At 66.5% G+C, this 16,447-nt stretch carries 13 protein-coding genes; 5 read left to right on the top strand and 8 right to left on the bottom strand.

Going from position 1 to position 16,447, the window contains the following annotated elements:
• The first annotated feature begins 47 nt into the window (after positions 1 to 47).
• From KT882_RS12310 to KT882_RS12290, 5 genes are all read left to right on the top strand, one after another.
• On the top strand, positions 48 to 335 hold the full coding sequence (locus KT882_RS12310) for a hypothetical protein (RefSeq protein WP_056404796.1): 288 nt from the start codon (positions 48 to 50) through the stop codon (positions 333 to 335).
• Between the two features lie 131 nt (positions 336 to 466).
• The gene (locus KT882_RS12305; RefSeq protein WP_161074002.1) at positions 467 to 1,903 is read left to right on the top strand and encodes a hypothetical protein; all 1,437 of its coding nucleotides are present in this window, start codon (positions 467 to 469) and stop codon (positions 1,901 to 1,903) included.
• Positions 1,900 to 3,795 (top strand): phospholipase D-like domain-containing protein, encoded by a 1,896-nt coding sequence (locus KT882_RS12300; RefSeq protein ID WP_228895960.1) that lies wholly within the window; start codon positions 1,900 to 1,902, stop codon positions 3,793 to 3,795. The genes KT882_RS12305 and KT882_RS12300 overlap by 4 nt, the downstream gene beginning before the upstream one ends.
• Complete coding sequence (locus tag KT882_RS12295; RefSeq protein WP_228895957.1) at positions 3,788 to 6,529, top strand: DEAD/DEAH box helicase; 2,742 nt, start codon at positions 3,788 to 3,790, stop codon at positions 6,527 to 6,529. Before KT882_RS12300 ends, KT882_RS12295 begins: the two co-directional genes overlap by 8 nt.
• 93 nt (positions 6,530 to 6,622) lie before the next feature.
• Positions 6,623 to 8,188, top strand: coding sequence for a methyl-accepting chemotaxis protein (locus KT882_RS12290; RefSeq protein WP_228895955.1), 1,566 nt, complete (start codon positions 6,623 to 6,625; stop codon positions 8,186 to 8,188).
• Here KT882_RS12290 and KT882_RS12285 read toward each other — a convergent pair.
• The 8 genes from KT882_RS12285 to KT882_RS12250 all read right to left on the bottom strand — a co-directional run bounded on the left by KT882_RS12285 (position 8,172) and on the right by KT882_RS12250 (position 16,447).
• A complete protein-coding gene (locus KT882_RS12285) occupies positions 8,172 to 8,735 on the bottom strand; it encodes a TetR/AcrR family transcriptional regulator (protein ID WP_161073998.1) in 564 nt (187 codons plus the stop codon). The genes KT882_RS12290 and KT882_RS12285 overlap by 17 nt on opposite strands.
• Before the next feature lie 16 nt (positions 8,736 to 8,751).
• Entirely contained in the window at positions 8,752 to 9,222 is a 471-nt protein-coding gene (locus KT882_RS12280) for a nuclear transport factor 2 family protein (protein WP_161073997.1), read from the bottom strand.
• 68 nt (positions 9,223 to 9,290) lie between these two features.
• Complete coding sequence (locus KT882_RS12275) at positions 9,291 to 9,782, bottom strand: molybdenum cofactor synthesis domain-containing protein (protein WP_228895954.1); 492 nt, start codon at positions 9,780 to 9,782, stop codon at positions 9,291 to 9,293.
• A gap of 2 nt (positions 9,783 to 9,784) precedes the next feature.
• The gene (locus KT882_RS12270) at positions 9,785 to 10,543 is read right to left on the bottom strand and encodes a GNAT family N-acetyltransferase (protein WP_161073996.1); all 759 of its coding nucleotides are present in this window, start codon (positions 10,541 to 10,543) and stop codon (positions 9,785 to 9,787) included.
• 94 nt (positions 10,544 to 10,637) lie between these two features.
• On the bottom strand, positions 10,638 to 11,252 hold the full coding sequence (locus tag KT882_RS12265; RefSeq protein ID WP_228895951.1) for a hypothetical protein: 615 nt from the start codon (positions 11,250 to 11,252) through the stop codon (positions 10,638 to 10,640).
• 38 nt (positions 11,253 to 11,290) lie between these two features.
• Positions 11,291 to 12,430 (bottom strand): response regulator, encoded by a 1,140-nt coding sequence (locus KT882_RS12260; protein ID WP_161073994.1) that lies wholly within the window; start codon positions 12,428 to 12,430, stop codon positions 11,291 to 11,293.
• 7 nt (positions 12,431 to 12,437) lie between these two features.
• Positions 12,438 to 15,623: a hybrid sensor histidine kinase/response regulator gene (locus tag KT882_RS12255; RefSeq protein ID WP_228895949.1), complete on the bottom strand. Its 3,186-nt coding sequence runs from the start codon at positions 15,621 to 15,623 to the stop codon at positions 12,438 to 12,440.
• Positions 15,623 to 16,447, bottom strand: coding sequence for a substrate-binding periplasmic protein (locus KT882_RS12250; protein ID WP_228895947.1), 825 nt, complete (start codon positions 16,445 to 16,447; stop codon positions 15,623 to 15,625). Before KT882_RS12250 ends, KT882_RS12255 begins: the two co-directional genes overlap by 1 nt.

Genomic DNA, 16,447 nt, shown 5'->3' with positions numbered 1-16,447 from the left:
GCCAGGAGACGCCAATCTATCCACGTTTTCTAACTAAGGAGGAAAAAATGAGCGTGCGGCAAAAGAAACTGGAACTGATCGAGGCAATGAATCGAGCAAGGGCGTTGGAACCCTCCAGCTTTGTGCCCAACAAGCTGCTCGATACGCTGATTGAGAAGATGCACCTTAAAAATGATGCTGAACTCTGCCGCGTACTGGAGGTACAACCTCCTATCATCAGCAAAATCCGCCACCGAAAACTAGCTGTCGGAGCTACCATTTTGCTGCGTATGCACGAAAAATCCGAACTGAGCATACGCGAACTTAAAGATCTATCGACTGCCTCGATGCATTGACCGAATTCTGGTCGTGCAATGCCAGGCGCCGGCATCGCGGTCACCGGCGCCAATCTACAGCCTAGCCCCCGCTGTTACCCTCCCTGCAATCCCCCCTCCAAGCTGCCACCTGTTTCCGTATAGAATGTTGCATGTCCAGTATCAGGAATGCGCCATTGGAAATCCGCGACTTTTTCACCGAGTACAACGACGCCATCAGCGGCGACAGCAACACAGATCCACTGGGACTGACCGTCATCTGGGCTTCGCTGGGCCAGCGCATCTTCAGCAACCGCATCAGCTCCATTTCCTATGACGTGCGCAGCTACACGCTGAACCTGTTTCACCACCATATGGTGCGCGCGCTGGCGGATGACGCCGCCATCGTGCAGCACTATGCCGCGCTGGATTTGCCCAACAGCATGGACAGCCTGGCCTTCAAGAACAGCTGCCTGATCCATTTCGAAAACCTGTTCACCTACGCCATGGCGCAGCACGGCTCCGCCGCCCAGGCCAGCGGCGTGCTGGGCATCTCCAAGGCACGCCGCAAGCTGCGCGAAGCAGGCGGGGCGGCGCTGGGATTCGGCCACAGCCAGGCGCACCAGATCCTGCGCCGCCAGCTGCTGCTCGGAGTAAGCGGCCGCTACAAGACGCCCATGATAGAAATGCGCTTCTTCGACCGTGCCTACCGCTACCAGCTGCCCAAACAGCCCGCCGGCCTATGGCCGGCTGCCGACGCCCTGATCCGCAGGGTGCCGGAACTGTCGCGCTTGAAAAGCAAACTGCTGGCGCACTTCCTCCAGTTTCTGCAGCATGGACCGCAGCTGTCCATGCCGCTGGACAGCGTGGACCCCGAACTCAAGCTCGCCTATATAGGCGCGTTCCGCACGCCGGCCCACGTAGGCAGCTACGCGCGCAGCTTCTGGCTGGAAGCAACCGGCCTGAGCGGGGGCATCGCCGGTGCGGTCCTGGCGCAGCTGGACGGGGCGGAAAGGGCCGGCACGGCTCCGTCTCCGCCGCAACCGCCGCGCACAGTACTGGCCCAGGCGCGCGCGGCGATGGAGCAGGCCTCTCCGGCCGCGCCCGGCAGCGCCGAACTGGAGGCGGCGCTGCTGCCCATCCGCCACATAGAACAGGTGGAACCCTTCATTGCGGACCTGGACTTGCTGTTCCAGCTGGCGCTGCGGCGGCCGCACAGCAGCATGGCGCAGATCGAAGAGGACTGGACCCGCTACGGGCGCAACAGCGGCACCCTGCCCGCTCAGGCCGCCGCGCTGCAAGCCTCGCCGCAGCTGATGCCGTCCTTGCCGGGCACCGCGCAGCGCCGCCTGAGGAAACTGCTGGAGATTGCCGCCTGTCCGGACCTGGAAACGCAACTGGCCCACCTGCTGCGCTACCATGGCGGCATCATGCAGCAGCGCGGCCAGGGCGCCTGGCTGAACGTCAACGCAGCCGGGGCTTATGCGGTATCGGTCCGCACCAGCAAACCGCCCGCTGCGGAGAAACGCCCTCCCGGCGCCTGGATACACGGCTACTACATCGGCGAATTCAAGCAGTTCGCCCAAGGCCTGCGTGGAGGCGCCGCATGAAGCTGCTGGACGAATTCCAGCGCCAGCTGGACAAGACCGGGCCGCCGCGCCGCGTCTTCCTCACCACCTTCAACATGGGCATCGAACTGGTCGAGACTCATCTGCTGCCCGCCATCCTCGGCATGGAGACGCCGCGCTCCGCGATGGAATTCGAGCAGATGCAGCAGGAGCTGGCGCTGCGGCAGGCAGCCGCCGACAATGCCGAAACGGACGGCGACGCCGCCCCGCCCCCGCTCGACCTGCGCGTATTCGCCGACCGCCGCATGCTGTTCAACAGCGTGGAGCGCAAGCGCACGTCGCTACCCGTGAGCCCCGTGTCACCGCTGCGGCTGGGCTTCGGAACGGCCAGCCTGTTCCATCCCAAGGTCATCTATATTGAAGGCGCCGAGGGCGCCATTCTCGGCTGCGGCAGCGCCAACCTGTCCGTGGGCGGCTGGGCCAACAACCAGGAAGTGTTTGTCTTCCGCAAGATCAGCAGCGCGGCGCAAGCGGCGCAGGTGCAGGCCTTCTTCGCACCGCTGCTGACGGCTGCGGGCCAGCCGGAGACGGCGCTTGGCGCCAGGCTGTGGGGCGATGACGCCGGCTGGTCGTTCTGCCACAGCTTCCAGCCGGCCGGACTGCTGCCGCAACTGGCGGCGCACCAGCCGCCGGGCACACCCATGGAAGGGCTGGGCGTATGGTCGCCCTACTTTTCCGACGACCTGGCGCACATGCTGGACGCGGTGCGCCGGCAAGCGGGCCATCCCGGAATGCCAGTCAGCTTGGTGGCAGACCGGAACGAGACCGGCCAGATCCGCACCCGCTGGAGCGGTGGGCTGGCCGAGCAATTGCAGGAGGGCCGGCTGGCCTTCCACGCGGGCAGCCGCCAGGTACGCCGGGACGAGCGCATCAAGATGAGCCACGCCAAGGTGTGGCTCACGCCGCACGCGATCGCCATCGGCTCCTGGAACTGCTCCATGCCGGGCGCCCAGCTGCAAGGCCGGGACAACAATATCGAAGCCGGCATGCTGCTGCCGGACCCGCCCGATTTCAAGAGCGCGCTGGGCGACGCCATCCCCGTGGATGAAGGCCACTTCTGCAGCCCGGCGCAGCTGCTCGAAGACGAGCTGCAGTTGCCGCCCCTGCCGCCGTTCGACCTGGCCGTCTCCTTCGACTGGCGCACGCTGAACTACAGCGTCCGGCTGGACTGGCCGGATGACTGCAGCGCACCGGACTACGTGCTGCACCTGCCCGATCTGCCCGGCATCCCGCTGCAGCCCGGCATGCCGGCGCAAGCGCACTACCCGGTAGCGGAGCCGCAGCGCATCCTCACCAACCGCTACTACACCGTGGAGCTGAATGGCGGCACGGTGGCGCGCGGCATCGTGAATGAACAGCATGCGCAGCTGCGCCGCGGCGAGCGCTTCGCATCGCTCGACGACCTGCTCGAGGCGCTGGTGCTGGGCTTCGACTCGGCCAGCTGCCCTGCCACCGAACTGCGCGGGACCGCCACGCTGGACCTGGACGCCGCCGACGCAGCCGATCTGGAGCCGCCGTCCAACGCTGCGCTGTCCAGCTACTTCCGCCTGTTCAACGCCTTCGACCAGTTCCGCAGCCTGATCGCCAAGTGCGATAGCGCCGTGAGCCTGCACATCTGCGTGCTGGCGCGGCCCGGCTGCGTGAAGGAGCTGCACGAGAAAATCCAGCAGCATCCCGAGGGCGGCAACGCGATCTACCACTGGTTCCTGGTCCAGGAATTCAACACGCTGCTGCTCGCCGCGCAGAAAAAAGCCGCCGCGCTGGGGGCGGGCCTGCCGCTGGACCTGGACCGCCTGCGCCTGGCCAGCGCCGCGCCCGACGGCAATGCCGCCCGCTACATGGAACTGATACGGAAAGAATGCAGCTATGCGTGACTGGAGCACCCTGCGCCCTGAGCAAATCAGCCAAGAAATGAATTTCGAGCTGGCGACGCCAGCGTGGCAGTACCAGCCCGGCCACGTATCGATGGCGAACAAGCAGGCCGAGGGCGTGGCCTATCTGTGCCGGCTGCTCGAGCGCGAAGGCCTGGCGCTGCTGGCCGACGAAGTAGGTATGGGCAAGACCTTCCAGGCGCTGGGCGTCATGCATCTGCTATGGCAGGCCAAGCCGGAAGCGCGCGTGCTGGTCATGGCGCCCAACAAAAGCATCTGCAGGCACTGGCAAAACGAGCACCAGCAGTTCCTGCAGGAACATTGCCGGCCGCCGGTTCCGGCCGACACGGCCGCTGCCGGCGCCGCCACCATCTGCGGCAATCTCGCCGCCCTGTGCGAACAGGTGCGCGATCCGGACAAGCGCTTCTTCCTGGTCACTACCCACTCGCTCAGCATGCTGGGTGACGGCAATGTGGAAGGCGGCGATGCAGGCGCAGGGAACAGCGAGGATCCGGCTGTCAGGGCCAAGCGCATCGCGGACGGCATGCGCCTCGACATCCACGCAGCGCTGCCCGGCGGCTTCGACCTGCTGGTGATCGACGAAGCGCACTACTTCCGCAACATCCACGGCGGCTCGCAGCGCGTGGCCGCAGGCGAAGGGTTCTTCGGCAAGGCCGCCGCGCCGCTGGCGCGCAAGGCATTGCTGCTGACCGCCACGCCCAGCCACAAGGGCATGCAGGACGTGCGCAACATTCTTGGCTTCTTCAAGGATATCGCACCACAGCCCGCTCCCGAACTGTTGCGGCGCTACGCCCTGCGCCGCCTGCGCCTGATGCCAACGCAGGACAACAACTACGTCACCAAGCACAGCTACCGGCGCGAACTGGCGGTGCCGGCCAGCTTCGGCGCCAACTCCCTGTCCGAGCTGTTCTTCGCCTTCTACCAGAAACGCCTGGGCAAGAAAATGGGCCGGAAGATACTGTACGGCTATCTGGAAGGCTTCGAATCGCTGGGGGCGGCCACCCTGCCCGAGGCGCAGGCCGCCGGCGGCGACACCAGCAGCAAGGACTTCCATAAAGCGCCCGACTCCGAACTGCTCAGTGCCATGTCGGCCGAGTTCCACGGCCTGTTCGGCCGCCTGCCGGACCACCCCAAGTACGACGCCACGATCGCCAAGCTGGTGCCGCGCGCCTTGCGGGATTCGGATGTGCCCCTGCACCACAACAAGCACCTGGTATTTGTGCGCCGCATCCCCTCGGTGCGGGAGCTGACGCAGCGCGTGAACCGCGCCTATGATGAACTGTACATTCCGCTACTGCTGCAAGCATGGGGCTTGAAAGCGAACGACCCCGTTGCGCAGAATTGGAAGGCCAGCAACTGGAGCCGTTCCGGCTTCGCGGCGCTGACCAGGGAAGTCACCGAGCGATACAGCAAACGCGGCGAACAGCTGGAAGCGCCGCCCGCGCTGGACGATGCCGGCGGGGAGCAGCCTGCCGCGCCGCACGACGACAGGCTGGGCTCCGTGGTCGCCAACCTGTTTGTGGTCAAGCGCCACGCCGGCAAGGAGGACGGCCAGGACGGCGGCAAGGAAGGCGGCAGCGAGCGCACCGACTGCGCCAACGTGCGGCTGCGCTTCCGCAAACCGGAATCGGTCTTCTCGCTATTCCTGGAACCCGCGGCCGACTACCGCGGCGCGGGCTACAGCGCCTGCTACGACAGCATCGACGGCCACAAAAGCCTGTATGCCACCGCCGCGCGGGATACACGCCTGCACCGCCACAAGCTAGCCGGTGAACCGCAGCCGCCCGAGCACTATGTACCGGCGCAGATCACCCCGACAGCGCAGGAGCTGGAAACGGCCTGGGGCCTGATCCACCCGCTACTGACCGACAGCGAGCGCGAGATACTCGACGGCTGGCGATGCCGCATTGGCGTGGCGGAAAACTTTGCCAACTACCTGCGCGAAGGCTTCCTGCAGGCGAGCCCGGTCATGGTGGAGCTGTACTGCTGGTTCACCGCTTTCCGGCTCGAACAGTGGAAGAATCAGGGGAAGGAAAAAACACGCAGCTATGACCACGCCAGCGCGCCCGAGCGCTACCGCATGTTCGTGGAGTACGCCAAGCTCCGCATGCCCGGTTCACTCATGCTGGCGTATTTCCGCGAAGCGCTGCCCAGCTTTGAGACGCTGTGCAAAAAGATCGCCGGCTACAAGCCTGCCGACTACAAGAAAAAATGGACCGTGCTCACGCAAATGCACAACCCGGCCTGGTACGCCAGCGGCGCCTCGGGCGACCGCGATCGTCTCATTATCGGCTTCAACAGCCCCTTCTTCCCCAACGTGCTGGTGGCCACGTCCGTGTTCCAGGAAGGCGTGAACCTGCATCTGCAATGCCGCCAGGTGCACCACTACGGCATTGCGTGGACGCCGGGCGACAATGAACAGCGCGTCGGACGGGTGGATCGCTTGTTCGGCCGCGTCTACAAGGAACTGGCGCAGCCTGGATCCACCACGCTGGACATCCATTTCCCCTATCTGGAGCGCTCTTTCGACGAAGACCAGGTCGGCTCATTCGTCCGCCACAAGCACGGCGTGGAAGCGGCGATGGATTTCTGCCTCCAGGATGCCTTCGACAAGGCCATCGACACCACCCTCGCGCCGGGCGAATGGAAGCAATACCTGCGCACGCCCGCAAGCGGCGCCGGGCAGCGGCCCGATCCCTATGGAGCGCACTTCTAGCCACGCGCCTGGACTGACTGCAATCGTCAAATTTCGCATAAGCTAATTCACTTTCGGCATATACTGATGGTTTCTCTTCAGCATATACCAGGCATGCAATCCCCTCGCTTCAAGCTCTCCCACCGTTTCGCCCTCCTCCTCGGCATTTTCGTGTTCGGCTTCGCCGCCTATGGCTACTGGTCCTTCCACACGCTCAGCGAACTGAAGGTGAACGGGCCGCTGTATCAGAATATTGTCCAGAATAAGGATCTGGTGGCGGACGTGCTGCCGCCGCCCGAATACATTATTGAATCCTATCTGGTAGCGCTACAGCTGGACCGTGCCGCCGACGGCGCCGGGCAGCAGGCGCTGGCCACGCGCCTGCAGGCACTGAAGAAGGACTACGACACCCGCCACACCTACTGGCAGCAAGCCGGCCTGGACGCCACGCTGGGCGACATCCTGCTGCGCCGGGCGCACGAGCCGGCACTGGCCTTTTACGCGCTGGCCTTCGACAGCTACCTGCCCGCCCTGCGCAGCGGCGACCGGGACGCCGCCGCCGCCGTACTGGCGCGCATGGGCGCGCAGTACGAGCTGCACCGCAAGGCGGTCGACGAGGTGGTGCAGCTCGCCGTCAAGCGCACCGAAGACGACGAGGTGGCCGCCCGCACCAGCATTGCCTCGGCCCATGCCGGGCTGCTGGCACTGTTCCTGCTGTCGCTGGGCGCGGCCGTGGCGGTGGCGGTGGTGATCTTGCGCGGCCTGCTCAAGCGCCTTGGCGGCGAGCCGGACTACGCCGCCAGCGTGTGCAAGGAAATCGCCGCCGGCAAGCTCAATGTGCCCATCGCCCTCCGCACCGGCGACAGCGGCAGCCTGCTGGCCGACATGCACGCCATGCAGGAGCGCCTGGCGCGCACCGTTTCCGGCATCAAGACCGCGGTGGACACGCTGGGCACCGGCGCGGCGCAGATTTCCGCCGGCAACCTGGACCTGTCGGTGCGCACCGAGCAGCAGACCGCCTCGCTGGGCCAGACCACGGCGGCCATGCAGGCCCTGACCGACCATGTGCGCAGCAACGCCGGCAACGCGCGCGAAGCCAACCAGCTGGCGCAGTCGGCCTCCAGCATCGCCGAACAGGGCGGCGCGGTGGTGGCGCAGGTGGTGGACACCATGGCGGCCATCAACGCCTCGTCGGCCCGGATTGTGGATATTATCGGCGTCATCGACGGCATCGCCTTCCAGACCAATATCCTGGCGCTGAACGCCGCCGTGGAAGCGGCGCGCGCCGGCGAACAGGGGCGAGGCTTTGCCGTGGTGGCGGGCGAGGTGCGCAGCCTGGCGCAGCGCAGCGCCACCGCCGCGCACGAAATCAAGCAGTTGATCGACGACTCGGTGCAGAAAATGGCCAGCGGCAGCAAGCTGGTGAGCCAGGCCGGCGGCACCATGGTGGACGTGGTGGACAGCGTGCGCCGCGTCACCGGCATCATGGCCGACATCGCCGCCGCCAGCGAGCAGCAGCAAGGCGGCATCGAGAACGTGCACAGCGCCATCGCGCAGATGGAAGACGTGACGCAGCAGAACGCGGCGCTGGTGGAGGAAGCCGCAGCCGCGGCCGCGTCGCTGCAGGATCAGGCCGAGCAGCTGGCGGCGGCCGTGAGCATCTTCAGGCTGGCGCGCTAAGCCGCGCGCGCATGCGCTGCAGCGCGGACACAAACACCTCCGGGCGGTCGAGGGCGCGGGCCAGCACCAGCGCACCCTGGATGCCGCCCACCGCCTCCTCCGACAGCGCCGCCGCCTGCGCGCCGTCCATGCCGGTGCGCACCAGCGCGCTGGCCAGCGCGTCTATCCACGCGGCGAAGTAGTCCCGCACGCGGACCGAAAAGCGGTCGCGCTCGTTGCCCAGCGCGAACACGCCCACCAGGCAGACCTTGCGGCCGGACAGGAAGTAGCACTCCACCTCGTCGAACATATTGGCGATGCCGGCCGCCGGGTCGGCGCCTTCGTGCAGGGGCTCGAACACGCGCAGCCGGAACCAGGCGTCGATTTCGCCCAGCACGGCGTCGGCCATTTCCTCTTTGCCGCCGGGGAAGAAGTTATAGATACTGCCCTTTCCCAGCCGCGTACCTTCGGTAATGCGGGCCAGGCTGGCGCCCTCGAAACCAAAGGTGCGGAACACCTCCGCCACCAGCGGCACCACGTCGGCCCGCTCTGCGATCATTCTTGCCATTGCTATTCCTGTGCTATTAGAAACCCAGCTCCGTCAAGCCTGGGTGGTCGGCCGGGCGCGGGCCGCTGGCGTCCCAGAACAGCTTGCGCTCCGACTCCTTGATCGGCGTTTCGTTGATGCTGGCGTGACGGTGGTGCATCAGGCCGTTCTCGTCGAATTCCCAGTTTTCGTTGCCATAGGCGCGGAACCACTGGCCGGAGTCGTCATGGTATTCGTAGGCGAAGCGGACCGCAATGCGGGCGCCGTCGTGCGCCCACAATTCTTTCACCAGGCGGTAGTCCAGCTCGCGCGTCCATTTGCGTTTGAGCAGGCCGACGATGGCGGCGCGGCCCTGGACGAATTCGCCCCGGTTGCGCCACCAGCTGTCTTCGGTATAGGCGAGTGCGACTTTCTCGGCGTCGCGGGTGTTCCAGCCGTTTTCGGCCAGGCGGACCTTTTCTATGGCGGTTTCGCGGGTGAACGGGGGCAGAGGAGGACGAGTGGACATGATGGATTCCTATGATTGTTCCGATCGGTACGACATGTACCGATCAGTACAATCAATATAATCCGTGTTCAGGCCGGATGCAAGCTGTTTTTCCGGAGCGGGACGGCAAGCTGGGCGCTGATAATGCGGTCCCAGGCGAGCGCGCAGGCGCCCACCACGCCCGGCAGGCAAAACACCAGCGTGCCGTTGGCGTAGCCGGCCAGCGCGCGCGATTGCACGATGGTGCTGCCCACGGCGCTGTAGACCAGGTGCTGCAGCAAGTCGCCAAAGCCGCGTATTTCCTGCTCCAGCAGGCCGGCCGCCGCTTCCGGCACGGCATTGCGCCGCGCGAAGCCGCTGCCGCCGGAGCTGAGCACGACCTGGATCTCGGGGTCGGCGATGCAGTCGCTGAGCATGCGGCGCACTTCGTCCACGCCGTCGCCCACGCAGACGCGGCGCACCACGCTGTGCCCTGCCGCTTGCGCGCGCGCGGCCAGCAGCTCCCCTGCCCCGTCCCTGGCCGCGCCGTGCGCGCTGCTCACGCTGAGCACCGCGCAGCGCAGGCTGATTGCTTCAGCCACTGTCAGCCCTCCACGCCGTAGTGGCGGGCGTAGCGGCTGTCCAGATTGGCGAGCGGCATCAGCAGGAACAGGTCGGCGCTTTCGAAATCAGGATCCCAGGCCGGTTCGCCGCAGATCCATGCGCCCGAACGCATATAGCCCTTGAGCAGCGGTGGTATCTGGGGGCTTTGCGCGGCTTCCAGCTTGCTGTACGGGAAAGGCAGGTGCGGGGTGACGCGGTATTCCACCGGCGCCATATGCTTGGCCGCCAGCGAGGTGTACACCGCCACCGCGTTGTGGCCGCCGTCGGCCAGGCTGATGCTGGCGCAGCCGGCCAGGAAGTCGCAGCGCTCGCGGCGCATGTATTCGGCCAGGCCGGACCACAGCAGCATGATGACGCTGCCGCCACGGTAGTCCGGGTGGATGCAGGCGCGGCCCGCTTCCACGATGCGGCTGCGCACGTTGTTCAGGCGGCTGAGGTCGAATTCATTCTCGGAGTAGACGCGGCCCAGCTTGTGGGCGCGCGCGGCGCTCAGCAGGCGGTAGGTGCCCACCACGCGCAGGGTGTTGGTGTCGCGCACGATCAGGTGGTCGCAGTGTTCGTCGAACTCGTCGCTGTCCAGGCCGTCTTCGCTGGCCAGCGCGGTCAGGCCCATCGTTTCGATGAAGACCTTGTAGCGCAGGCGCTGCACCTCGCGCAGCTCCTCGGCCGTGCTGGCCATGCTGAGCGACAGCTTGGCGGAGGAAGTGCGGATTTCCGTCTGTAAGATAGGCTGTTGCATGCTTCGTCCTTGTGAGTTGAGAACGAAGCAAGCGTAGCCGGGGAATACTTCAAGACTGTGACAAAGCTATGTCACTTTGGTTACATGCAACGGCTCAGGCCTTTTTCGGACGGCCGGTTTTCAGTTGCGGCAGGGAAGCCAGCACGCCTTTCAGGGTGGCCATGTCGACCTTGCTGATCAAGGCAACACCAACGCGCAGCAGCTCGCTCTTCTTGATCTCGAAACCGGCTTTCAGGGCGGCTTTTTTCACCTGGCCCAGCACGGCGTATTCGGTTTCCGGCATGGTGAAGCTGTCGCGCACCAGTTTTTCCTTGCGCGCTTTGTCCTTGGCCGGCGCTTCGGCGGACTTGGCGGCGGCTTTAGGAGCAGCGGCTTTGGCGGCCTTGGGAGCAGCGGCTTTGGCAGCGGATGCTTTAGGAGCGGCGGCCTTGGGGGCGGCGGCTTTCGGAGCTGCTGCCTTGGCGGCGGCCTTGGGCGCGGCCGGCTTGGCGGCTGGCTTCGGCACTGCTGCTTTCGCGGCGGCGGCCTTCGGTGCGGCCTTGGCGGCAACGGCTTTCACAGCGGCCGGCTTGGCGCCATTGGCCTTGGCTGCCGCGGCTTTAGGCGCAGCTGCCTTGGCTGCAGCCGCCGGAGCGGCAGGAGCGGCAGGAGCGGCCACGGTTTTCGGGGTGGTTTCCGCCGGTTTGACAGCGCTAACAGTTTTGGTCATTTCAACTCCAGAATATTCAACAATATAAACAATATATACTATTTCTCGCCGGCGTGCTCGTTCTTGCCGTTTTCCGCGTCGCGGAACTGCGCCGCAATGTCGGCGAAACTGGCCTCTATGGCGAGGAATGCGTCCAATATGTCCGGATCGAAGTGGCTGCCGCGCCCGTCCTGCATGATCTCGACCGCCTCCGCATGGCTGTAGGGCAGCTTGTAAAGGCGCCGCGAAATCAGCGCGTCGTACACGTCCGCCACCGCCATCAGCCGCGCCGACAACGGTATCGCCTCCCCCGCCAGTTTTTCCGGATAGCCCGAACCGTCCCACTTCTCCTGGTGCGAATGCGCAATCTCGCGGGCATAAGTCAGGAAGCCGTTGCTGCCGCCGATGTACTCCTCCACCTGGCGTATCGTGTCGCGCCCGCGCACGGCGTGCAGCTTCATGATTTCAAATTCTTCCTGGTCCAGCTTGCCCGGCTTGAGCAGGATCGCCTCCGGCATGCCGGCCTTGCCTATGTCGTGCAGCGGCACGGACTTGTACAGCAGCGTGATGTTCTCGTCGGTCAGGTCGGCGGCGAAGCGCGGATGGCTTTGCAGCTTGCGCGCCAGCGCGGCCACGTAGTTCTGCGTGCGGCGGATGTGGTTGCCGGTTTTCTCCCCCGTCTCGCTGTCGCGCGTTTCCGCCATGGTGGCCATGGCCATGACCGTTGCATCGTGCAGCAGCGAGAGCTGGCCGGTGCGCTCCTGCACCAGGCTCTCCAGGGCGGCGTTCTCCGCTTTCAGGCTCAGGTTGGCGGCGCGCAGCTTCAGGTGCGTGGCCACGCGCGCGAACAGGATGGGCGGGCTGATAGGCTTGGTCAGGTAGTCGGCCGCGCCGGCCCGCAGGCCCATCGCCTCGTCCTCGGGCTGGCTTTTGGCGGTCAGGAACAGGACCGGGACGTCCGCACTGGCGGGATTCTGCTTGAGGCGGCGGCAGGTTTCGTAGCCGTCCATGCCGGGCATCATCACGTCCAGCAGGATCAGGTCGACCTTGGAAGCCTCCACGATCTGCAGCGCGGTGGCGCCGTCCTTGGCGACCTTGGTGGTGTATTTGTCCTTCAGCAGACTGGAAAGCAGCGTGATGTTGTCCGGGGTGTCGTCAACAATCAGAATAACTGGGCGGGCGGTCTGTTTGGCGTTCATATGGCGTTCATTCAGGATCCAGTTGGTTGGCGGCGGCGGCCAGCAATTGGCTGGCGGCGGCGAAGTCATAGTGTGCCATGTATGCGGCCAGGCGGTCCATCGCGGACTGCGACAGCAGCGTGGCCAGCGCGGGGCGCGCGCTGTCGAAACAGTCGGTGCTGTCGCCGCTGAATTCGGCGAGCAGCGATTGCAGCTTGCGCAGCGCGGCGACGGCGTCGGCCAAGGCCAGCGCCGGGTCTGGGCCACTGCCTGGGCCGCCGTCATGGCTGAAGCGCTGCTGCGCCGGCGGGACGGAAAGGAAGTGGCGGTCGAGCGCGGCGCGCGCGCCGGTCAGGGCCTGCTCCATGGCGGCCAGTTGGGGCGCGGCGTCCTGCATGGACTCGTCCTGCGCCAGGAAGGCATCCAGCGCGGCGGCCTCGCGTTCAAGCACGGTGGCGCCCAAGCTGCCAGCAACGCCGCGCAGGGTATGCGAGATGCGGCGCGCCTCGTCCCTGTCGCCGCGCTCAAGGGCCGCCTGCACTTCGGCCACCGTTCCGGCCTGGGACTGGCGGAAGCTGTCCAGCAGTTGCAGGTAAAGCGCGGCATTGCCTGCAACGTGGTGCAGGCCAAGCGCCGTGTCGAATCCTTCAAGCACCGGCGGCACGATGGCGAACTGCGCGCCGGCGGAAGGCTTGCCGGCGGCACGGTAGCGCTCCGCCGCGCCGGGCGCCAGCGCTGTTTCAGCCGCCGGCGGCTGTGCCGGCGCCAGGCGGGCGATGCCCAGCCAGCGCGCCAGCAAGGCATACAGCCGGTCCGGCTCTATCGGCTTGGTGATGTAGTCCTGCATGCCTTCGGCCAGGCAGCGCTCGCGGATGTCGGGCAGCGCGTGCGCCGTCATCGCCACCACCGGCAGCGCGTCGAAATCCTTGTCCTCGCGCAGGCGCCGGGTGGCGGCGTGGCCGTCCAGCAGCGGCATTTCCAGGTCCATCAGCACCAGGGCATAGCCTTCCGGCCCGGCCTCGCGCAGCATCTCCAGCGCCTGCTCGCCGTTGCCGGCCATGTCCACGCAGATGCCCAGGGTGGCCATCAGCTCCGCGCCGATCTGCTGGTTCACCGCGTTGTCCTCGACCAGCAGCACGCGCGCGGCATAGCGCTGGCCCGGCAGGGCTTCGGCGGCGGAAGCCTGCCCATGGCGCCGGTCGCCCATGCGGCGGTCGCGCTCCGACCTGCGGTCCGCGCCGCGCTGGGTGAAGCCGGGCGACAGCAGCGACACGAGCGTGTCCACCAGCGCCGACTGCCCGATAGGCTTGAACAGGAAGCCCACCACGCCGGCCTGCTCGGCCTCGCGCTGCACTTCCTCGCGTCCGAACGCCGTCACCAGCACAATGCGGGGCCGTTCCTTCAACGCCGCATCCTGCTGCACCCGGCGCGCCAATTCAACGCCGTCCATGTCCGGCATCCGCCAGTCGCTCAGCACCAGCCGGTAGGGGTCGCCCGCCTTGTCGGCCGCCGCGATGCAGGCCAGCGCCTCGGCGCCGCTGGCGGCTGTCTCGGTGCGCAGCGGCAGCGCGCGCATGGACTCGGCCAGGATCTCCAGCGCCGCCGGGCTGTCGTCCACCAGCAGCAGGCGCACGCCATTGAGCGCGGCGGGCGCCACTTCGGCGTGTTCGAGATATTCGGGCTGCGCGGTCAGCGGGAATTCCAGGTCGAAGCGGAAGATGGAGCCCTGCCCCGGCACGCTTTCCACGGTGATCTCTCCGCCCATCAGCCGCACCAGCTGCTGCGAGATCGACAGCCCCAGGCCGGTGCCGCCGTACTCGCGGGTGGTGGAGCCGTTGGCCTGGCTGAAGGCCCGGAACAGCTTGGCCATCTGCTCGGGCGTCATGCCGATGCCGGTGTCGCGCACCGAGAAACGCAGCAGCGCGGTATGCTCGCCCGGGACCGCGTCGCGCCGCATGCAGGTCATTTCCAGTTCGCCTGCGGGCGTGAATTTGACGGCGTTGTTGACCAGGTTGATCAGCACCTGCTCCAGCCGCAGCGGATCGCCCACCAGGTGGCGCGGTATGGACGGCGGCACGTGGAACAGGTACTCAAGCCGCTTGTCCGCCGCCAGCTGGCTCGTCACGCTGGCCACGTTGGCCAGCACGTCGTCCAGGAAGAAAGGCACGTGCTCCACGTCCAGCCGGCCCGCTTCGATCTTGGAGAAATCCAGGATGTCGTTGATGATGGCCAGCAGCGACATGGCGGCGCGGTGGATCTTGCTCACGTAGTCGTGCTGCTTGGGCGTGAGCCCGGTGCGCAGGGCCAGGTAGGCCATGCCGATGATGGCGCTCATGGGCGTGCGGATCTCGTGGCTCATATTGGCCAGGAATTCGGACTTGGCCACATTGGCCGCCTCGGCCGCCTGGTTGGCCTTCACCAGCTGCTTCTGGCTGTCGCTGGCCAGCTGCACGGCCCGGGTCAGTTCGGCCGTGCGCTCGGCGATCTTCAGCTCCAGGTGGCTATTGAGTTCGCGCAGCTCATGCTCGGCCTGGCCCAGCCGGGCCAGCGTGTCGCGGAAACTGTACACGGCTTTGGACAGGCGGCCCACCTGGTCGGCGCGGTCTATGCCGGAGAGCTTGATGTCGGCCTCGCCCGCCGTCAGTTTTTCCAGCGCGTTCTGGATGTCGGCGAAGGGCCGTATCACCTTGCGCCCCACCAGCAGGATGGACCCCACGATGGCCAGCGCCAGCAGCAGGTTGGCCACCACCGTATGCGTGATCTGGCGCCGCAGCTGCAAGTCCACCTGCTGGCGCGAGAACGCCAGCTCCAGCGTGCCGACCGGGTAGTTCCGCTTGCCGTATTCGAAGTCGACGGCGCGCCGCACGTGGATGGCGTCCAGCGCTACCCCGCGCCCGGCGTGCAGGCGGGCCAGCTCCTCGCCGCCCGGCCCCAGCACCCGCAGGTCCAGCACTTCGGGACTGGCCTGCATGGCCTCCACCACGCCGGCCACGGCGGTGCTGTTGATGTCGAACAGCGGCCGCGCCAGGGTTTGCGCCAGCACGCTGGCCAGGTGATCGGCGCGCTCGCGCAGATGCTGCTCCGCCTCCGCGCGCAGGGTGTGCGCGGCGTAGGTGGTGTAGACCGCCGTGGTGAGCACCACCGCCAGCAAAATGCCCGTGGCAAGGCGCAGCAGGATGTCCTCGCGCCAGGCCCTGAGCAGGAAGCGGCGCATCAGTTGTTCCCGCCTTCCAGCGCCGCCTGTTCGATTTTCTTGTAGGCCGGACTATTGCGCACCTGCGCCATCGCCGTCCAGATGCGCTGAGCCAGTTCCGGCCGCCGTTCCGCCATGCCGTGAGACAGTACCAGGTAATAAGGTTTTTCGATCAGCGGCAGCGGCAGCACTTCCAGCTCGGCCGCCAGCGGGCCGCGCATGATGGCGGCGGTGTCGCTGCCACCCATGGCTGCCGCGCCAAGGCGGCCCAGTATCAGCTTGCGCGCCAGTTCGTCGGCCCGCTGGCTGCCTTCGTCCACTTCCACATGCAGGCCGCGCAGCACCTCGCCCACCGAGTAGCCGAGCTGGAAGCCGACCGGCCCTTGCAGCTTGCGCAAGGCCTTGCCGTCCCACTCCACGGCGCTGCCCTTGCGCCGCAACAGCATGTAGCGGTCCACGTGCATGCGCTTGGCGCTGTCGGCGCTGCCCGTGCCGGTGCTGCCCGTGCCGGGAAACACGCCCAGCGCGCGCCGCTCGGGCACATAGCTGACGGCGAAAGCGCCGTCGTAGGCGTTGGCCTGCAGCTGCGCCAGGCAGCGCTTCCAGGGCACGCTTTGGAAATCGAAATGGATGTTGAGGCGCTGCTCCACCATGCGCAGCAGCTCGAAATTCAGGCCGCCCAGTTGCTCGGTGCGCCAGGGGGGGACGTTGGCGCGCTCAAAGCACAGGGTGACGGTTTCCACCGGGGCCGCAGGTTCGGCGGCAGCGGCGGGGACGGATGCGGCGGAAAGCGCGCAACAGGACAGGACAGCCAGCGTGCGTACGGCGCGGCGGCGGCCCATCAT

Source organism: Pseudoduganella aquatica (assembly GCF_020865585.1).
Taxonomy (GTDB): Bacteria; Pseudomonadota; Gammaproteobacteria; order Burkholderiales; family Burkholderiaceae_D; genus Rugamonas; species Rugamonas aquatica_A.
The sequence above is the reverse complement of the archived record's forward strand: the minus strand, read 5'-3'. Positions and strand labels throughout refer to the sequence as shown.